This window comes from Micromonospora sp. NPDC005174 (assembly GCF_040608495.1).
Lineage (GTDB): Bacteria > Actinomycetota > Actinomycetes > Mycobacteriales > Micromonosporaceae > Micromonospora.
This window is the reverse complement of sequence record NZ_JBEXIJ010000018.1, coordinates 75,204-93,641: the sequence shown is the minus strand read 5'-3', so window position 1 is coordinate 93,641 and position 18,438 is coordinate 75,204. Positions and strand designations below refer to the sequence as shown.

General features: G+C 71.8%; 17 protein-coding genes and 1 riboswitch. Of the genes, 9 read left to right on the top strand and 8 right to left on the bottom strand.

All coding sequences use genetic code 11. From position 1 onward, the window contains the following. The first annotated feature begins 18 nt into the window (after positions 1 to 18). Genes pstC through pstB form a run of 3 tightly spaced genes read left to right on the top strand, consistent with a single transcriptional unit; the run spans position 19 to position 2,992 of the window. Positions 19 to 1,113, top strand: a complete 1,095-nt coding sequence (gene pstC / locus ABZU91_RS20545; protein WP_355242586.1) for a phosphate ABC transporter permease subunit PstC — start codon at positions 19 to 21, stop codon at positions 1,111 to 1,113. Then, positions 1,110 to 2,198, top strand: a complete 1,089-nt coding sequence (gene pstA / locus ABZU91_RS20540) for a phosphate ABC transporter permease PstA (protein WP_355242583.1) — start codon at positions 1,110 to 1,112, stop codon at positions 2,196 to 2,198. Before pstC ends, pstA begins: the two co-directional genes overlap by 4 nt. A 17-nt stretch (positions 2,199 to 2,215) precedes the next feature. Beyond that, on the top strand, positions 2,216 to 2,992 hold the full coding sequence (gene pstB, locus ABZU91_RS20535; protein ID WP_099848932.1) for a phosphate ABC transporter ATP-binding protein PstB: 777 nt from the start codon (positions 2,216 to 2,218) through the stop codon (positions 2,990 to 2,992). A gap of 84 nt (positions 2,993 to 3,076) precedes the next feature. Here the strand turns inward: pstB and ABZU91_RS20530 are convergent, their stop codons facing one another. Further along, positions 3,077 to 3,910, bottom strand: a complete 834-nt coding sequence (locus ABZU91_RS20530) for an NUDIX hydrolase (protein WP_355242580.1) — start codon at positions 3,908 to 3,910, stop codon at positions 3,077 to 3,079. Between the two features lie 317 nt (positions 3,911 to 4,227). Here ABZU91_RS20530 and ABZU91_RS20525 point away from each other — a divergent pair, with 317 nt between their 5' ends. Continuing rightward, entirely contained in the window at positions 4,228 to 5,196 is a 969-nt protein-coding gene (locus tag ABZU91_RS20525; RefSeq protein WP_355242577.1) for a Gfo/Idh/MocA family oxidoreductase, read from the top strand. Between the two features lie 51 nt (positions 5,197 to 5,247). Here the strand turns inward: ABZU91_RS20525 and ABZU91_RS20520 are convergent, their stop codons facing one another. The 3 genes from ABZU91_RS20520 to ABZU91_RS20510 all read right to left on the bottom strand — a co-directional run bounded on the left by ABZU91_RS20520 (position 5,248) and on the right by ABZU91_RS20510 (position 7,964). Continuing rightward, positions 5,248 to 6,255: an inorganic phosphate transporter gene (locus ABZU91_RS20520; protein ID WP_355242574.1), complete on the bottom strand. Its 1,008-nt coding sequence runs from the start codon at positions 6,253 to 6,255 to the stop codon at positions 5,248 to 5,250. Between the two features lie 4 nt (positions 6,256 to 6,259). Then, positions 6,260 to 6,886: a DUF47 family protein gene (locus tag ABZU91_RS20515; RefSeq protein ID WP_007465788.1), complete on the bottom strand. Its 627-nt coding sequence runs from the start codon at positions 6,884 to 6,886 to the stop codon at positions 6,260 to 6,262. Positions 6,887 to 7,013: 127 nt separating this feature from the next. Then, a complete protein-coding gene (locus ABZU91_RS20510; RefSeq protein WP_355242570.1) occupies positions 7,014 to 7,964 on the bottom strand; it encodes a PPK2 family polyphosphate kinase in 951 nt (316 codons plus the stop codon). Between the two features lie 178 nt (positions 7,965 to 8,142). On the opposite strand from ABZU91_RS20510, the gene sigJ reads away from it, so the two are divergent. Beyond that, positions 8,143 to 9,108: an RNA polymerase sigma factor SigJ gene (gene sigJ / locus ABZU91_RS20505; RefSeq protein WP_355242567.1), complete on the top strand. Its 966-nt coding sequence runs from the start codon at positions 8,143 to 8,145 to the stop codon at positions 9,106 to 9,108. A gap of 12 nt (positions 9,109 to 9,120) precedes the next feature. Here sigJ and ABZU91_RS20500 read toward each other — a convergent pair whose 3' ends face one another. Further along, positions 9,121 to 9,627, bottom strand: coding sequence for a DUF402 domain-containing protein (locus tag ABZU91_RS20500; RefSeq protein WP_355242564.1), 507 nt, complete (start codon positions 9,625 to 9,627; stop codon positions 9,121 to 9,123). A 79-nt stretch (positions 9,628 to 9,706) separates the two neighbouring features. Between ABZU91_RS20500 and ABZU91_RS20495 the strand changes: the two genes are divergently transcribed. Continuing rightward, on the top strand, positions 9,707 to 11,896 hold the full coding sequence (locus ABZU91_RS20495) for an ATP-dependent DNA helicase (RefSeq protein WP_355242561.1): 2,190 nt from the start codon (positions 9,707 to 9,709) through the stop codon (positions 11,894 to 11,896). Between the two features lie 195 nt (positions 11,897 to 12,091). Here ABZU91_RS20495 and ABZU91_RS20490 read toward each other — a convergent pair whose 3' ends face one another. Continuing rightward, positions 12,092 to 13,390, bottom strand: coding sequence for an AI-2E family transporter (locus ABZU91_RS20490; protein WP_355242558.1), 1,299 nt, complete (start codon positions 13,388 to 13,390; stop codon positions 12,092 to 12,094). Between the two features lie 158 nt (positions 13,391 to 13,548). Between ABZU91_RS20490 and ABZU91_RS20485 the strand changes: the two genes are divergently transcribed. Together ABZU91_RS20485 and ABZU91_RS20480 are read left to right on the top strand one after the other, a co-directional pair. Then, a complete protein-coding gene (locus ABZU91_RS20485) occupies positions 13,549 to 13,887 on the top strand; it encodes a co-chaperone GroES (protein WP_355242555.1) in 339 nt (112 codons plus the stop codon). A gap of 82 nt (positions 13,888 to 13,969) precedes the next feature. After that, positions 13,970 to 14,137, top strand: a complete 168-nt coding sequence (locus tag ABZU91_RS20480) for a hypothetical protein (RefSeq protein ID WP_355242552.1) — start codon at positions 13,970 to 13,972, stop codon at positions 14,135 to 14,137. Positions 14,138 to 14,155: 18 nt separating this feature from the next. On the opposite strand, the gene ABZU91_RS20475 is transcribed toward ABZU91_RS20480, so the two are convergent. Next, the gene (locus ABZU91_RS20475; RefSeq protein WP_355242549.1) at positions 14,156 to 15,634 is read right to left on the bottom strand and encodes a PrsW family intramembrane metalloprotease; all 1,479 of its coding nucleotides are present in this window, start codon (positions 15,632 to 15,634) and stop codon (positions 14,156 to 14,158) included. A 23-nt stretch (positions 15,635 to 15,657) separates the two neighbouring features. Then, positions 15,658 to 15,778, top strand: a riboswitch (SAM riboswitch). Between the two features lie 47 nt (positions 15,779 to 15,825). Between ABZU91_RS20475 and ABZU91_RS20470 the strand changes: the two genes are divergently transcribed. Then, positions 15,826 to 17,094 carry an aminotransferase class V-fold PLP-dependent enzyme gene (locus tag ABZU91_RS20470; protein WP_355242546.1) on the top strand — a complete coding sequence of 423 codons (1,269 nt, stop codon included), beginning with the start codon at positions 15,826 to 15,828 and terminating at the stop codon, positions 17,092 to 17,094. 9 nt (positions 17,095 to 17,103) lie between these two features. On the opposite strand, the gene ABZU91_RS20465 is transcribed toward ABZU91_RS20470, so the two are convergent. Then, entirely contained in the window at positions 17,104 to 18,339 is a 1,236-nt protein-coding gene (locus ABZU91_RS20465) for an FUSC family protein (RefSeq protein WP_355242543.1), read from the bottom strand. Positions 18,340 to 18,438 lie beyond the last annotated feature (99 nt).

Below are 18,438 nucleotides of genomic sequence, written 5' to 3'. Positions count from 1 at the left end.
ATCGAATCGAGCGAGCAGATGGGTGAAACCCCTCACCGCTCGGCCGACGCCGGCACCGGTGGGACGCGCGTGACCGAAAGTCACGAGTGGCCCGCCGGTGCCTCGGCGCGTGAGGCCGAGGCACCAGTCAGCACCCGTTTCCCGGGCGGCACCGGGCTGGGCGGCGGCGGCGACACGCTGCCCCGTAACCGGAAGTTCGGGGCCGAGCGGGCCTTCCGTGGCCTAACCCTGGCTGCCGGAACGACAGTGTTGGTCATCATCGTGGCCATCGCGGTCTTCCTGGTCGCGAAGGCGATCCCGGCACTACGCGCCAACTCCGCGAACTTCTGGACCTTCGAAGGCTGGTTTCCGAACGACAGCCCGCCCACGTTCGGCATCGGCGCACTCGCCTTCGGCACCGTGCTCACCGCCGCCCTGGCGCTGCTCATGGCCGTACCTGTGGCAATGGGCATCGCGCTCTATCTCTCCCACTACGCTCCGCGCAGGCTCGGCAACAGCCTCGGCTTCCTGATCGACCTGCTAGCTGCCGTACCCAGCGTGGTGTTCGGCCTCTGGGGTCGCGACTACCTCATCGGCCCGGTGTCGGACCTCTCTGTCTGGCTCAACAAGTACTTCAGCTGGATCCCGATCTTTGGCGGCGACGGCCCCTACGGCAACTCGATCCTGCTCGGTTCCCTGGTACTGGCCATCATGATCCTGCCGATCGTCACCTCGCTCACCCGCGAGGTGTTCCTTCAGACGCCGAAGGCCAACGAGGAAGCCGCCATCGCACTGGGTGCCACGCGTTGGGAGATGTTGCGCACCGCGGTGCTGCCGTACGGCCGCCCCGGCATCATCGCCGCGGTCATGCTCGGCCTCGGCCGCGCGCTGGGCGAGACCATCGCGTTGGCGTTGACCCTCGGCTCCACCTACGCCATCTCGTTCAACCTGCTCGAGTCCGGTGGTAACACCATCGCGGCCAACATCGCCAACCGGTTCGCCGAGGCGAACGAGACCGGCCGGGGCGCCCTGATCGCCTCTGGCCTCGTGTTGTTCGCGATCACCTTGATCGTCAACATCATCGCGCGGGCGATCATCTACCGCCGCCGGGAGTTCACGGAGTCCGCCGCATGACCACAACCGTCACCTCCCACCGCACCCGGCCGCCGGCCCAGCCGGCTTCACTGCGAGCCCGGCGGCTGCCCTGGTACGCGGCACCGGTCATCGCCGTGGCGGCCCTCGCACTCTCCGCCGTGATCGTCTACGGCGCCGACATCGGCGGACCGGTCCTCGTCGTCGTCCTCGGCGCGATCCTCTACCTGGCCGGGCTCTTCGCTGCGGCCAACGTGGTCGAGGGGCGTCGGTCGGCCCGCAACCGCACCTGGAGCGCGCTGATCCACTCCGCGTTCGTGCTGGCGGTTCTGCCGCTCATCTCGGTCGTCTGGACGCTGGTCAGCAAGGGCACCGAGCGGCTGGACGGCAACTTCTTCCAGACCTCGATGAACAACATCGGGGCCCGGGACGCCAACGGCGGCGCGTACCACGCGATCGTCGGCACCCTGGAGCAGGTCGGCATCGCCACCCTGATCACCGTCCCGCTCGGCGTCCTCTGCGCGATCTACATCGTCGAGTACGGGCGGGGTCGGTTCGCCTTCGCGATCCGGTTCTTCGTGGACGTGATGACGGGCATCCCGTCGATCGTCTCCGGCCTCTTCGTGCTGGCGTTCTGGGTGCTGATCGTGTCGCCGTGGTTCAACGGCGGCCGGCCGAGCTTCTCCGGCTTCGCCGCCGCGCTGGCCCTTGCCGTACTGATGCTGCCTACCATCGTCCGGTCCACCGAGGAGATGCTCCGCCTCGTGCCGGCCCCGCTGCGTGAGGGCGCGTACGCGCTCGGCGTACCCAAGTGGAAGACAATCCTGCGGGTGGTGCTGCCCACGGCGCTGCCCGGCATCGTCACCGGCGTCATGCTCGCGATCGCCCGCGCGGCCGGCGAGACCGCACCGGTCCTGCTCGTCGCCGGCGGTGGCGCCGCCATCAACACGAACCCCTTCGAGAACAACCAGTCGTCGCTGGCCCTCTTCGTCTACCAGCAGGCCGGCGAGGCGTCGAAGTACGCGCCGGCACGGGCGTGGACCGCGGCACTCACCCTGGTCGCCCTCGTGCTCATCCTGACGATCGCGGCGAAGCTGCTGGCCCGTCGCAACAGGCTCAGCCGATGAACCCCGGAGGTACCACCATGGCCAAGCGCGTCTCCGCCTCGAACGTCACCGCGTACTACGGCGGCTTCAAGGCGATCGAGAACATCAACCTGACCGTCGAGCCGAAGACGGTCACCGCTCTCATCGGGCCGTCCGGCTGCGGCAAGTCGACGTTCCTGCGGTCGATCAACCGGATGCACGAGGTGCTGCCGGGAGCCCGCGTCGAGGGCAGCCTGACCATCGACGACCAGGACATCTACGACCGGGACGTGGACGTCACCGCGGTCCGGCGCACGATCGGCATGGTCTTCCAGCGGCCGAACCCGTTCCCCACCATGAGCATCTTCGAGAACGTGGTGGCCGGGCTGAAGCTCAACGGCGTCCGGAAGAAGTCGATCCTGGAGGACGCGGCCGAGAAGGCCCTGCGCTCGGCGAACCTGTGGGACGAGGTCAAGGACCGCCTCGGCAAGCCCGGCGCGGGCCTCTCCGGCGGTCAGCAGCAGCGGCTGTGCATCGCCCGGACCATCGCGGTCGAGCCGCAGGTCGTGCTGATGGACGAGCCGTGCTCGGCCCTGGACCCGATCTCCACGCTGGCCATCGAGGACCTGATGTTCCAGCTCAAGGACAAGTTCACGATCATCATCGTGACCCACAACATGCAGCAGGCCGCGCGGGTCTCGGACCGGACGGCCTTCTTCTCGATCGAGAAGACCGGCGACCCGGGCCGGCTCATCGAGTACGACAACACCCAGAAGATCTTCAGCAACCCGAGCGTGAAGAAGACCGAGGACTACATCACCGGCCGCTTCGGCTGAGCCGGTCACGCCCGCTCACCGGCGCCCCGCCCTCCCGGCGTGGGCGCCGGTGCCGTTCCCGGCACCGCCTCAGCACCCGACGTGTCACCCGAGGACGAAGCGAGGTTCGCCGTTCGGCGGCAGGTCCAGGCGTGGGGTGACCGGGGTGGCGGCGTCCCGCTGAGCTGCCGCGCGGGCCACGCCGGCCAGGTCGCCAGCGGCCACCACCTGGGCCAGCGTGACCAGCGTCGGTGGCAGCATGGTCAGCTCACCGGCCTGCGCCCGGGCCAGCGCATCCGCCGGCCGGATCCACAGCGTGTGGTCGGCCTCGCCGGAGACGTCGCGGGTCCGCTGTCCCGCCGGCAGCAGGGCGACGAAGAAGTACGTGTCGAAGCGCCGTGGCTCGAACTCCGGAGTGACCCACCGGCTCCAGGGCAGCAGCAGGTCCGACCGCAGGGTGAGCTGACGGTTGGCGAGCAGCGCCGCGAAGCCCAGCCGGCGACCCTCCAGGTCCTGCCGTGCCGCTTCCCAGTCGTCGCCGCTCACGTCGCCCACCACGGTCGCCGGGTCCGGGCCGGCGAGCAGCACACCCGCCTCCTCGAAGACCTCCCGCGCGGCGGCGCAGACCACCGCCTGGGCCGCGTCTGGGGGGACGCCGAGGCGGCCCGCCCACTCCTGCGGTGTCGGGCCCGCCCAGTCCAGGTGTGCCTCCGAGTCGGAGCGGTCCACCCCGCCCCCGGGGAAGGCGTACATCCCGCCGAAGGTCATCGCGGCGACGCGGCGGATGACGTACACCTCGAAGTCGGTGTCGGTCGGACGCAGCAGCAGCACCGTGGCCGCGACCCGGGGCACCGCCGGGGTGCCGCCCTCAGCCCGGAACCGGCGGGCGTGCTCGACCAGGGCGGCCGGGGCAGCGAAGCCGTCGCTGTCGCTCGTCATGCCGCGAGCCTAGTTCCCCGGCCAGTCGGCGCAGGCGGGCCGGCCCCGCCCCCCACACATCCTTTGCTCTGCTTCAACCCAGGCAACAAAAATCCCCGGCACTGTTGCGTCGGCTGAAGCAGAGCAAAGGGCGTAGGTGAGGGGTGGCCCGGCCGGCGCGGCGCGCGGTGCGCAGTGTCCGGCGCGCGGCCTCGGCGCAAGGCGCGCGGCGCAAGGCGCGGGGCGCGGGGCGGCCAGGAGCGCGCCGAGGTCCCGACGGATGAGCTGGGCGGCGGCCAGGCAGCGGGCGGTTCACGTCGCTCAGCTAGCGTTCCAGCATGACTCGTTGGGGCATCCTGGCCACCGGCCACATCGCCAGCCGTTTCGCCGAAGACCTCCGGCTGGTGCCGGACGCCGAGCTGGTCGCGGTCGGTTCCCGCTCCGTCGACAGCGCGCAGCGGTTCGCGGACACCTACGGCGCGCAGCGGGCGTACGGCTCCTGGGTGGAGCTGGCCGCCGATCCGGAGGTCGACGTGATCTACGTGGCGACTCCGCACGCCGCGCACCACGAGGCGGCACTGACCTGCCTGACCGCCGGCCGGGCGGTGCTGCTGGAGAAGCCGTTCACCCTCGACCTTTCCACCAGCACCGAGCTGGTGGACACCGCCCGCGCCGCCGGGGTCTTCCTGATGGAGGCCATGTGGATGAGGACGAACCCGCTGATCCTGCGGGCGGTCGAGTTGATCGCGGACGGGGCGATCGGCACGGTGAGCAATGTGCGGGCCGACTTCGGGGTGGCCGGACCGTTCCCGCCGGAGCACCGGATGCGCAACCCGGCGCTGGGTGGGGGCGCGCTGCTCGACCTGGGGATCTACCCGATCAGCCTGGCGCACCTGCTGCTGGGCGTGCCGCAGCACGTCCGCTCCTGGGCGCACCTCGGCCCGGAGGGGACCGACGAGAACACCGGCATCCTCTTCGGGTACGACAGCGGAGCGGTGGCGACGTTGAGCTGCGGCATGGTCGGTGCGAGCTCGTTGGCCGCCTCGGTCACCGGCAGCAGCGGCCGTATCGACCTGCCGGAGCCGTTCTTCCGACCGGCTTCGCTGACCCTGCACCGGGACGGCGCCGAGCCCGAGACGATCACCGCCGAGGAGGCCGGCAACGGCTACCAGTACGAGGCGATCGAGGTGGGGCGCTGCCTGGCCGCCGGGCTCACCGAGAGCCCGCTGGTGCCGCACACCACGACCCTTGAGGTGATGGCCCTGCTGGACACGGTCCGCGAGCAGATCGGCGTGCGCTACGAGTGAACGCGAAAGGCCCCCCGGCGTCCGGGGGGCCCTGTCGCGCGTCGGGTCCGGTCAGCCGAACAGCGGCCGGACCAGCAGGTAGGTGACGCAGGCGATCAGCGCGGAGGCCGGGAACGTGATGATCCAGGCGATCACGATGTTGCCCGCGACGTTCCAGCGAACCGCCGAGAGCCGCTTCGTCGCTCCCACGCCCATGATCGCCGAGGTGATCGTGTGGGTCGTGGAGATCGGGGCCTTCAGCACCAGGGCGTTGAAGTAGAGCACCGCGCTGGCCACCGTCTCGGCGGCGAAACCCTCCGGCGGCCCAAGGTCGATGATCTTACGACCGAGGGTACGGATGATCCGCCAACCACCGGCGTACGTGCCGAGGGCCAACATCGTCGCCGAGGTCCAGAAGACCCAGCCCGGGATGTGCGTCTTGCTCTCCTGGAAACCGCCGGTGTAGAGCGCCAGCACCACGATGCCCATCGTCTTGGCGGCGTCCTGCATGCCGTGGCCGACGGACATGGCGGCGGCGGAGACGGTCTGCGCATGGCGGAAACCCCGGTTGAGCCTGCCCGGCTGGCCCTTGCGGAACAGCCAGAGGAGCGCCAGCATCAGCAGGTAACCGAGGGTGAGGCCGACGATCGGCGAGAGCACCATCGGCAGGATGACCTTCTCGCCGATGTTGCCCCACTGCACGAGACCGCCGGTCGACAGCAGGGTCGCGCCGACCAGACCGCCGAAGAGCGCGTGCGAGGACGACGACGGCAGGCCGAAGTACCAGGTGATCAGGTTCCAGGCGATGGCACCCAGCACCCCGGCGAAGACCACCCCGAGGCTGCTCACCCCCGTGGGGAGGGTGACCAGGCCGTCGCCGACGGTCTTGGCGACCCCGGCACCGAAGTGTGCACCGAAGAAGTTGCCCACCGCGGCGAGGCCGAGGGCGATCCGGGGTGTCAGCGCCCGGGTGGAGACGCTTGTCGCGATCGCGTTGGCAGCGTCGTGGAAGCCGTTGGTGTAGTCGAACGCCAGGGCAACCGCGATCACCGCCAGCACGGCGATGAGTTCGGGAGTCACCGGTTCAGGACTCCTTGACCGCGATGGTCTCGACCGTGTTGGCCACGTGCTCGAAGGCGTCGCAGGCGGCCTCCAACTCGTCGGCGACCTCCTTCATCTTCAGCACCGTCAACGCGTCGTACTCGCCGGAGAAGAGTCGGACGAGCAGCTGCCGGTTGATCCGGTCGCCCTCGTTCTCCAGTCGGTTGCACTCGATCCAGTAGTCCTCGAGGTCCTTCATCGACTGCAGCCGGGGCATCGCCTCGGCGGTCAGCTTGGCCTGCTGGTCGAGCACATTGACCATTTCGTGCAGCTCGCGGGGCAGCGCCGGCAGCTCCGTCAGCCCGTACAGGTAGAGCAGGTCGCCGACCGCTTCCAGGTGGTCCATCACGTCGTCGAGCAGCGAGCCCAGCCGGTAGATGTCCTCCCGGTCGAAGGGCGTGATGAAGGTCGAGTTGATCTTCTTGTACAGATCGTGCGTGATCTGGTCGCTGTCGTGCTCGACCTCGGTCAAGCGCTCGCTGACCGACTGCACGTCGACACCGGGCAGAGCCAGCTCGTTCAGCAGCGCCGTGCCCCGGACCAGGTTCTGCGCGGCCCTGGTGAAGAGCTCGTAGAAGGCGCCCTCGGTGGGGCGGAAGGAAAACTTCACAGCACAGACCTCGTCGCGTCGGTGGAAGGGTGGCGGCGTCCGTAGGCGTCCGCTCGGTGAATGCTAGGAAACGCCAGAACCGCAAATTCCCCGGCCCACCCCTGGCCAGGCCACATTCACCGGTCGTTCATCTGCTGTTCATCTCGGGCGTCCCAACCGTCCCCGCTCCCCCAGCGGCCAATCGCTCACGCTCGTGCGCGACGTCGAAATCGGCAGGCGGATACCCCAGACCGAGCGTGTCGAACGTCTCACGGAGCAGGTGGGCCACGGCCCAGTCCCGGTACCACTTGCGGTCCGCCGGCACCACGAACCACGGCGCGACGTCCGTGCCGCACCGGCTCAGGGCCTCGGTGTACGCGGCCTGGTAGTCGTCCCAGTGCGCCCGGGAGTCGACGTCCGACGGGTTGTACTTCCAGTGCTTATGGGGGTCCGTGAGCCGTTCCAGCAGCCGCTCGCCCTGCTCGGCGTACGAGATGTGCATCATCACCTTCACGACGGTCACCCCGTCGTCGACCAGCTCCCGCTCGAAGGAGTTGATCTGCTCGTAGCGCGCCCGCCAGGTCGCCTTCGGCACCAGGGCGCCGACCCGGGCGATCAGCACGTCCTCGTAGTGCGAGCGGTTGAACATCCCGACGTACCCGGGCGGCGGCAGCTCGCGGCGAATCCGCCAGAGGAAGTCGTGCCGCAGCTCCTGCGGGGTCGGCGGTCCGAACGAGCGGATGTGCAGGCCCAGCGGGTTCATCGCGCCCGCCACCCGCTTGATCGTGCCGTCCTTGCCACCGCAGTCCATGGCCTGGAGCACCAGCAGCACCCGGCGCGCCGGGTCCGCCGAGCCGGCCTTGGCCATCGCGAACAGCATCTCCTGCTGCCGACCCAGCTCCTCGCCGATCAACTCCACCTGCGTACGGGCCCAGGTCTTCCGGCGCTCGCCGATCGCCTTGGCGTCCGGCAGGCCGGGCGTGGACCGGGGGTCGATCGCGGCGAGATCCACGGGCGCGGTGACCCGTAGCAGATCCCGTACGGACCCGCCGTGGGGTGCCACGATCCGCTCGCCCTGCTCCTGCCCGCTTTCGCTCATCCTCGGATCATCGCCCACCCCCGCACCTTCCGCCCGCCGAGGCCCACCAGGGCGGCCCCTCGTCCGTCGCGGGCCGCCACGAGTGACCAGCCCGCCGTCACGTCCGGGGCCACCGGCACGTCCGGTTGGTTGGAGGATGTACGCCAGGGCACCTGGCGAGCGGGGAGGGTGGTGGGTCGTGCGGGACCTGGCGACGGAGTTCGAGGTCGAGCGGGGGCGGCTGCTCACGGTGGCCCACCGGATGCTGGGCAGTCGCAGCGAAGCCGAGGACGCCGTGCAGGAGACCTGGCTGCGGTACGCCGGCGCCCTCGCCGACCCGGCCGCCCGCGCCGAGATCCGCGACCTCTCCGCGTGGTTGACCACCACCTGTGCCCGGCTCTGCCTGGACGTCCTGCGCTCGGCTCGGGTCCGTCGGGAGGCGTACCCCGGGCAGTGGCTCCCGGAGCCGGTCGTGAGCCCGCTGCACGGCGGCGTGGCCGGCGGTGGGTATGCCCCCGATCCCGCCGAGCGCGCGGTCCGCACCGACCAGGTCGGCACCGCCCTGCGGGTGATGCTGGAACGGCTCGCGCCCGAGCAGCGGGTCGCGCTCGTGCTGCACGACGTGTTCGCGGTGCCGTTCGCCCGGGTGGCGGACGTCCTGGGCACCAGCGAGGTGGGCGCGCGGCAGCTCGCCTCCCGGGCTCGGCGGGCGGTCACCGCACCGGATGCGCCCCGGCACACCGCCGACCCGGCCGAGCAACGGCGTGTCCTCGCGGCATTCGTGGCCGCCACCGAGTCCGGCGAGCTGGACCCGCTGCTGCGGGTGCTCGCGCCGGACGTGGTCCTCGTCGGCGACGCGGGTGGGCACTTCCCGACGGCTCTGCGGCCGGTGGTCGGGGCTGACGCGGTGGGTCGCCTCACGCTCGGCCTGTTCGGCCGGACCGGCCGGTACGCGCAGCGGGTGCGGGCACGTTCGGTGCTCGTCGACGGCGCCCTGGGCTTGCAGATGGAGACGACGCACACCGACGGGAGGCAGATCCGGCTGGTCACCGCGTTCACCGTGGACGACGGCCGGATCACCGGCATCTTCAACCAGCTCAACCCGCTGAAGCTGACCGGCCTGCCGCCGCTGCTCGACGACGACCGGTGGCCGCCGCGCTGGTGAGCCGCTGCCGGCTCAGACCACCAGGGCCAACCATTTGCGGTACGACGTGGCGAACGGCTCGGTGCCGTCGCCGAGTGCCCCGTACAGCCACCGGGCCGCCGCCTCGGCCTCGACCACCACGTCCTCCGGGTAGCCGAAGCGGGCCCGGTGCTCGGCGAACTCGTCCTCGTCGAGCAACTCCACGAGGCCGGTGGCCCGCCGTCGGACCACGTCCAGGTCGAGGTCGATCAGGTGGACGGTGTCGTCGGACTCCCAACGGGCCGGCGTGGCGATGTCGCAGTAGACCTCGCTGGTGCGCGGCGGCGGGTTGAACATGCACGTCCACCAGGCGTGGTGGGGCACCAGCAGGACGAAGGGGATCTTCTCCACCGACGGACGGCCGTGGTAGACCGATTCGGTCCCGAAGGGGACGCCGAGCCAGACGCCGAGGTCGTCCTCCGCGAGGCGACGGGCCGGGTAGTCACGGTGCGCGCTGCCGTCGTACTTGCGGTAGATCACTCGGACCACGTCGCTCGGCATGATTCGCACCCTAACCGATACCGCCCACACGTCGTAGCGCAGCCGTAACGCGACAGGTGGGTGCGCGCCACGCGGGCGGATGGGCGCTGTCGGTGTCGGCGCCGACGGGTACCGTCGCACGGTGACTCCGCCCCGCACCGCCACCGGTTCCGCCACCCCCTCGGCCCGCGGCACGAGCCGGCGGCGGGGTGCCCGGCCCAGCGGTACGGAGCTGCTCGCGGCGGCGGTCGGCGCGGTTCCCGGCGGCATGGCGCGCCCCGGTCAGCAGCAGATGACCACCGCCATCGAGGAGTGCGTGACCAGCGGCGAGCACCTGCTCGTGCAGGCGGGCACCGGCACCGGCAAGTCGCTGGCGTACCTCGCGCCTGCCCTGACCGTGGACGGTCCGGTGGTGGTCTCCACGGCCACGCTGGCGTTGCAGTCTCAACTCGTCGACCACGACCTGCCCCGGCTGGCCGACGCCGTCGAGCCGCTGCTCGGCCGCCGGCCCACGTTCGCGGTCCTCAAGGGTCGCCATCACTACCTCTGCCTGGCCCGACTGGACAACTCCACGGCGGACGAGCCGGAGGAGACCCTCTTCGACGCCCCGGCCGCCCGCCCCGGCGGCGGCACGAAGTGGCTCGGCGAGGCCGGCCGGCTCGGCAAGCAGATCGAGCGCCTGCGCGACTGGGCCGAGAAGACCGACACCGGCGACCGCGACGAACTGGACCCGGGCGTCGACGACCAGGCGTGGCGGCTGGTCTCCATGCCGTCGCGGGAGTGCGTCGGCGCGACCCGCTGCCCGTTCGGGGCGGAGTGCTTCGCTGAGGCGTCCCGGGCCCGCGCCCGCGAGGCCGACATCGTGGTGACCAACCACAGCCTCCTCGCGGTGGACATGCTGGCCGACCGGCACATCGTCCCGCCACACAAGCTGCTCATCGTCGACGAGGCGCACGAGCTGGCCGACCGTGTCTCCTCGGCCGCCCAGGCCGAACTGGTGCCGGAGATGATCGACCGGTCCACCCGACGCGCCCGGCCGCTGCTGAAACCGGAGACGGCCGACGCGCTCACCGCCGCCGGTGACGCCCTCGCCGTCGGGCTCGCCGAGGCGCCGGCCGGGCGACTCACCGCCGGCCTGCCGACGCCGCTGCACCAGGCGTGCACTCTGCTCGACTCGGCCACCCGCGCCGCCCTGGACGCGATCGGCGACATCAAGTCGGACGATCCCGACCCGGTCCGCAAGCAGCAGGCCAAGGCCGCCATGGACGACCTGTCCACCACCGCGCAGCGGCTCCTCGAAGAGGCCGACCACGACGTGGCCTGGGTGGAGAAGAACGACAGTGGCAACCGTCGGGCACTTGTCGTCGCGCCCCTCTCGGTCGCCGGCACTCTCGCCGCCCACCTGTACGACGAGCGCACAGTGGTCGCCACCTCGGCCACCCTGGCGCTCGGCGGCCGGTTCGACACGGTGGCCCGTGCCCTCGGCCTGGACGCGCCGCCGGTCCCGGCGTCACCGGCTGCCGCCACGATGGCCGCCCGCACCGGCGCGGGCCGCCCGGCCGCCGAAACACCGGGCCGCCGGCTGGCCGACGCCACCACCATCCCCGCGACCGAGGGGCCGGGCTGGCGGTCACTGGACGTCGGCTCGCCGTTCGACTACGCGCGGCAGGGCATCCTGTACGTCGCCGCGCACCTACCCCGACCCAGCGTCTCCGGCCTGCCCGACGCGGCCGGTGAGGAACTGCTCGGTCTCGTCGAGGCGCTCGGTGGTCGTACTCTCGGGCTCTTCTCCTCCCGGCGGGCCGCGACGCAGGCGGCGGAGCTGCTGCGCGCGCGGACCGACCTGCCGGTGTTGTTGCAGGGCGAGGAGGCGCTGCCGCTGCTGGTCCGCCGGTTCCGCGAGGAGCGGTCCAGCTGCCTGTTCGGGGTGATGTCGCTCTGGCAGGGAGTGGACGTACCGGGCGACGCCTGCCAGCTCGTGGTCATCGACCGGCTGCCCTTCCCACGCCCCGACGAACCGCTCGCGGCGGCCCGCGCCGCAGCCGTCGACGCGGGCGGCGGCTCCGGGTTCGCGGCGGTCAGCGTGCCGATCGCCGCGGTACGCCTCGCACAGGGAGTGGGCCGGCTCATCCGGGCTACCGGCGACAAGGGCGTCGTCGCGGTGCTCGACTCGCGCCTGGAGACCGCCCGGGGCTACGGGCCGTTCCTACGCCGGTCGCTACCCCCGTTCTGGTACACGACCCGCCCCGAGGTGGCCCGAGGCGCCCTAAAGCGCCTCGCCACCACCTGACCCCCCACCCACACCCCGCACCCCGCCCCCCGCACCCCACACCCCACACCCCGCCGATCTTGCGGTTTCTGTGGTTGATTTAGCACGGTATGCCCTCTATGCCGCGACAGAAAGTGCAAGATCGCGGAGCGAGGAGGCGTGGGGAGCGTGGGGGCGCGGGGGCGTGGGGAGCGCGGGGGGCGGGGGCGGGGCGGGTTAGGGGGCTTGGGAGGCGACTACTACGGCGTCTGGTGGGGTGTCCGGGACCGTGCGGGCGGCCAGCCGGCGTACCGCGGTGTTCAGCACCGCGATCAGCGGCACGGAGACCAGCGCGCCGGTGATACCCGCGAGCACCACTCCCGCCGCGATCCCGATGATCACCGCGAGCGGGTGGATGGCCACCGCCCGACCCATGATGAGGGGCTGGAGAATGTGCCCCTCCACCTGCTGCACACCGATCACCGCACCCAGGATGATCAGCGCGGTGACCGGGCCGCTGTCGACGAGCGCCACCAGCACGGCCACGCCTCCGGAGAGCGCCGCGCCGACGATCGGGATGAACGCGCCGAGGAACACCAGCGCCGCCAGCGGGAAGGCGAACGGCACGTCGAAGACGACCAGGAAGATGCCGATACCGACGGCGTCGATGAAGGCGACCAGCACGGTCGCACGGACGTACGCGACGAGGGTCTGCCAGGCGGCCCGGCCGGCGTCGTCGACCTTCCAGCGGGCGGCCACCGGCAGCAGCCGTACGACGAAACGCCAGATCTTGTTGCCGTCGCGCAGGAAGAAGAACGTCGCGAACAGCACCAGTAGCGTGCCGGTCAGCACCTCCGCCAGCGTCGCCGCGGTGCTCAGCGCGCCGCTGGTGAACTTCGAGGTGTTGTCGTTGATCCAGCCCTGCGCCTCGTCGATGTAGCGGTCGAGCTGGGTGTCGGACAGGTGCAGCGGACCCGTCTTCAGCCAGTTCTGGATCTGCCGGACACCCTGCGACGACTTCTCGCTCAGCTCCGGTACGCCCTGGATGAACTCGTTGACCACCAGGGTGAGCGTGCCGATGACGGCCGCCAGGCCGCCGACCAGCACCACTGCCGTCGCCATCGAACGGGGTAGCCGGGCGCGCAGCAGCCAGCCCACGGCCGGCGCGAGCAGTGCCGAGAGCAGCATCGCGATGGCCAACGGGATGATCACGATCCGGACCGTACCGACGATCCGGAGCAGCGCCCAGGCCACCACACCGATCACGATCAGCCGCCAGCACCAGGCGGCGGCGATCCGTAGGCCGTGCGGCACGTCGGCGTCGTCCCGGCTGGACGTCGAGCTGTGCAGGTCCACCGGAGGCTCCGCGCCGACGACCGTGGCCTTCGCCGGTGCGACGGGCCCAGGGATGGCCGGCGAGGCCACTCCCGGCGTCTCCGGGGCGTCGCCCGGGGTCTGCTCAGCGATGCTCACCGACTTCTGTCCTGACTGGTAGGCGCGGCGCAGCCGCCCGCGTACCTGCTCGAAGCGGCTCAAGCGCACCTCCTGGCAGAAGAGTCGTCCGCCCAGGGCGACAGGTCGGACAGCATACGTCCGTTCCCGACACCGTAGGGCAGTTCCGCCACACAATGCCCGCATCGCCGTGGGCGTAACCACCGGCAGCCGGTCACCTGCGACACGGTAGCGTCTGCCCCGTGACCGCCGACCAGGATCTCGACTCCGGCCTGCCCATCCGCCTGCTGCACGATCGTGTGCTGGTGCGGATGGACGGCAGCGAGGGCGAGCGTCGCTCCACCGCTGGCATCGTCATCCCGGCGACCGCCGCGGTCGGCAAGCGCCTCGCTTGGGCGACCGCCGTGGGTGTGGGGCCGAACGTCCGCGCCATCGTCTCCGGCGATCGGGTGCTCTTCGACCCGGACGAGCGTTCCGAGGTCGAGTTGCACGGCCGCGGGTACGTGCTGCTGCGCGAGCGCGACGTGCACGCCGTGGCCGCCGTACGGGTGGAGAACGACTCCACCGGCCTCTACCTGTAGACCTCCCCCCGAGCGCGGTCGCGCCGTTTGTCGGCGCGTACGACGGGAAGCCAGCCGGCGACCGTGGCCCTGGGGAGGGACGATGCCGGTATTCGTCAAGAAGCTGCTGACCTGGGGCAGCGTCGCGTTCCTGATCTACTTCATGGCGTTCCGCCCGGACGGTGCCGCGCAGTTGTTCAAGGGGATCGGGGTCGCGCTCATGGCGATGGCCCAGGGGCTCGGCGACTTCCTCACCACGCTGATGACCTGACCCGCCGCCCGGCCGCGCTCAGGCGTGACCGTGCGGCCACGGCGCGGCGGGGCGTAGTTCGTGCCAGCCGGCCGGCGGGTGGTTGACCGGGGGCGGCGGGGCGAGCACCACCGGGATGGGCACCACCGGCTCGTCGGGCGCGGCGACCGATCGCCGCGTACCGTCCGGGAAGCGCAGGTGGTACTGGCTGCCGTCCCAGACGCCGGCCGGGGCCTGCGGATCGCGGCCCACGAAGTACGACCGGTACGCCGTGATCGCCTCCAGCAGTTGACGTTCCTCGACGGCGGTCCGCTCCCGGTCGGCCGGTTTGCGGTCGAGACCGCGCAGCGTCCCGTCGCGCAGCAGGGCCAGCCGGGTCGCCGCGAGCTGGTATCCGCGCATCGCCCGCGCCCCGGCGTCCCCGGCGACGCGGCGCGCCCAGCTCCGGGCGGCGTGCCGACGACCCAGGCTGCTCAGAGCGGCCACCTCGGGCGGGCTCAACCAGCCGGCGCGTACGTAGTCGGGCAGCGTCCGCTCGGTGAGCCGTCCCTCCCAGGCGCGCAACCACACGGCCAGCCCGACCACGCCGAAGAACACCGGCACCATCAGGCCCAGGAAGCCGTACAGCATGATCACTGCCTCGCCGGTGGCCTGGGTCAGCGTCGGCAGCAGGTTCCACGTCCCGTGCAGCATCATCGCCAGCAGCAGGCCGGCGATCGGGGCCAGCACCCGGACACGCCGGTCGGCGGTACGGGAGGCCACCCCGAGGCCGACACCGGTCATCGAGGTGAAGAGGGGATGGGCGAACCCGAAGAGGAGGATCCGCACGATGAAGATGGCGATCACCTGCTGGGTACCGGTCGCCGGACCGTACCGGTCGGCACCGGCCGCGTAGCCGTATCCGCCCAGGTAGAGGATGTTCTCCACCATGGCGAAGCCGACTGCGGAGAGCCCGCAGTAGACCAGGCCGTCGGTGATCCCGGACCACTCCCGGCGGCGGAAGATCAGCAGCAGGATCGGGCCGAGGGCCTTGGTCAGCTCCTCGATGAACGGTGCCACCAGCACGCCGGTCAGCGCATCCGGCAGTCCCCAGTCCGCGAAGCGTCCGGCGGCGAACTCGTTCACGTTCAGCGAGGCGGCCGTGGAGACGAACGCGCCCCAGGCGAAGCAGAAGATCAGATATTTCAGGGGTTCCGGTTCGTAACGGTCGAGCCAGAGGAAGCAGGCGACGAGCACCGGCACCGGCAGGATCGCGGCGACCACCCCGACCAGCAGCGCCTGTACGCCCAGCGACTGGCCGAGGGTGAACACCATGAAGACCGCGCACGCGGCGATGAGCAGCACCACCCCGGCCAGCACCAGGAACCGCACCCAGCCGAAGCGGCGCGGCGGCATCCCGGGTGACGAGCCGGCGGGCGGGGCCGCGGGCGTGTGCGGCGGCGACGGCAGGGGTGCACCGGGCGGGGTGTCGGCCATGCGGTCAGCGTAGCCATCCGCCGCCGGCTGGTCCGGGCGCATCCACAGCCGCTATGCTGCCGGCAGGTCACGAGCGCCAGCGTCAAGCCCCGGCTTGCTGGCCGGCAACCCTCGTCGAGTTCGCGGTGGGGTGCCCCGGGTGATGACCGGGCCCAGCCCGATCGGCGTGCTGGGCAAGCGCGGACCCCGTCCCGACAGGCACACCCGGGGTCCCTGACCCCGGAGGTTCCGGCGTGTCCGTCACTCTCGTACCCTCGCTGCCCAGCCTGCCCGCCGTCGCGTCCGCGCCGTCGGTGGCGCTCGACGTGCTCGGCGTACCCGGCGAGATCAACCTCGACTACGCGGCCACCGCGCCGTGCGCGCGGGCCGCGGCCGACGCCGTCACCGAACTGCTCCCCTGGTACGCCAGCGTGCACCGGGGCGCGGGAGCGCTGTCGCGGCGCTGCACCCTGGCGTACGAGCGGGCCCGGCAGACGGTCGGCGACTTCTTCGGCGCGCGTGCCGACGACCACGTGATCTTCACTCGGAACACCACCGACGCCCTCAACCTGCTGGCCCGGTCGTTGCCCGCTGGCACGACTGTGGTCACCTTCGCCGGTGAGCACCACGCGAACCTGCTGCCCTGGCCGCGCGGCTCGGTACGCCTGCCGGTGCCCGCCGACCCGGCCGGGGCGGTACGCGCTCTCGCCGCCGCCCTGACCGAGCTGCGCCGCGACAGCAACCCCGCGCTGCCGGTGCTGGTCGCGGTCACCGGGGCGAGCAACGTGACGGGTGAGCTGTGGCCGGTCGCCGAGCTGGCCCGGGTGGCCCACCGGCACGGCGCCCGGATCGTCCTCGACGCCGCGCAGCTCGCCCCACACGCCCCGGTCGACCTGCACGCGCTCGACGTGGACTACCTGGCCGTCTCCGGCCACAAGCTGTACGCCCCGTTCGGCGCGGGTGTGCTCGTCGGCCGGGCGGACTGGCTGGACGCCGCCCCGCCGTACCTCGTCGGCGGCGGTGCCACCAGCAACGTCGGGCCGGCCACCCATGACGTGACCTGGGCGACCGGCCCGGCCCGGCACGAGGCCGGCACCCCGAACCTGTTGGGCGCGGTGGCGCTGGCGGCGGTGTGCGCGGCGCTGGCCGACGCCGACCGGGTCGCGCTGCACGCCCGTGAGCAGGCGTTGCTGGCTCGGCTGCGCGACGGCCTCGCCGCCCTGCCGCACGTGGTGGAGCTGCGGACCTTCGACGCGGACGCGCCCCGGGTCGGCATCGTGTCGTTCGTGGTCGCCGGTCAGGACTCCGCGACGGTGGCCGCGCGGCTCGCCTCCGAGCACCGGATCGGCGTACGCGACGGGTTGTTCTGTGCCCATCCGCTGGCCCGGCGGCTGCTCGGCGAGGCTGCCGCGCGTACCGGCCGAAGGGATCTTCCGGCGACCGCGCTGCGCGCCAGCATCGGTCTGGGCAGCACCGCCGCCCAGGTCGACCGGCTGCTCGCGGCGCTCGCCGAGCTGGCCTGAGCCCCGTGCTCAGCCGACCGGCGGGGCGGTGGGTGGTTTCGGCGCCTCGCCCGGCTCGGCCGGTTCGCCGACCGGCCGCTCCTGTTCCCCGAAGGAGATCCGGATGCAGCGGTTCGCCTCCTCCTGCTCGATCCCGGAGGCCACCAGCAGGTCACTGGCCGTGGTACGGATCTGGGCGACCACGACGCTGCCGGAGAAGCCGACCCCTGCGCCGTACGCCCGCCCGGCCTCGCTGACGGCCCGCAGCGACCGCTCCCGCGCCTGCTGCGGCTCCTCACCCACCGCGAACTCGTGCTTGAGCAGCCGGACCGACTCGGCGAGGTGGCCGATCGCGTCCGGCATGGTCTCGGGCACCGGCTCGTCGTCCTCGATCAGGGTGACGGACCGGCGGATCAGCGTGCCGGAGTTGCGCATCGCGCGGTCGATCGGGTCGGCCGCCTCCGCGTAGTGGGTGAGTTCGCTGCGACGGTGCCAGCGGGCCGGTGACAGGGTGGCCGTCTCCTTCGCCCCCTCGATCGCCTCGGACAGGGTCGCCAGCTCGTCCTTGTTGTTGCGCAGCCGTTCCAGCGCCCGCTGGATGCCGGCGCGATCCCGCGCGCGCAATCCGTCGGCGGTGGCGTCGAGTTGCGCCGCGAGCAGGTCCAGCGCCGGCCGGGCGGCCCGGTTGATCACTCGGAGCGGGTTCAGCGGCAGCAGCACAGCCGTCACCAGCAGGGCGACCCCGCCGCCGAGGAACGCGTCGACGAAGCGGGGGATCTCCAGGTTCTGGGTCGACGGGCTCAGCGTCACGATCAGCACCGCCGTGGCCGCCGCCTGGATGACGATGGCCACGCTCGCGCCGGCGAAGATGGTGAGCAGGATCGCCACCGTGACCACCAGGCCGAGCTGCCACGCGCCGGTGCCGAGGAAGTAGATCAGCAGGTCACCGACGAATACCCCGACGCCCACACCGACGATCAGCTCCACGGTCCGGCGGAAGCGCTGGCCCACCGACGCGGCCAGCGTGCCGACGGCGGAGATCGGCGCGAAGACCGGCTGCGGATTGCCGAGCACCTTGTGCGAGACGAGGTACGCCAGGCCGGCGGCCAGACCAGCCTGCACGGCCAGCCCACCGGCCATCCGTACCCGGTGCAGCCGGTCGTGCAGGGTGGCCCGGCCGCGGTGCCGGAGCTGCTCGGTGGCCTCCGCGATCCGCGCCCCGTCGACATCCACCAGTCCATCGCGCAGCGGGGCACGCCGCACCATCGGAGGTCTCTTGTCCCGGGCCGCCGCCATGGGCGCGACTACCCGTGGCAGGGCCGCTGAATCCTCCCGTGCGCGTGCCGCGCGAGCGGATGCGGCAGA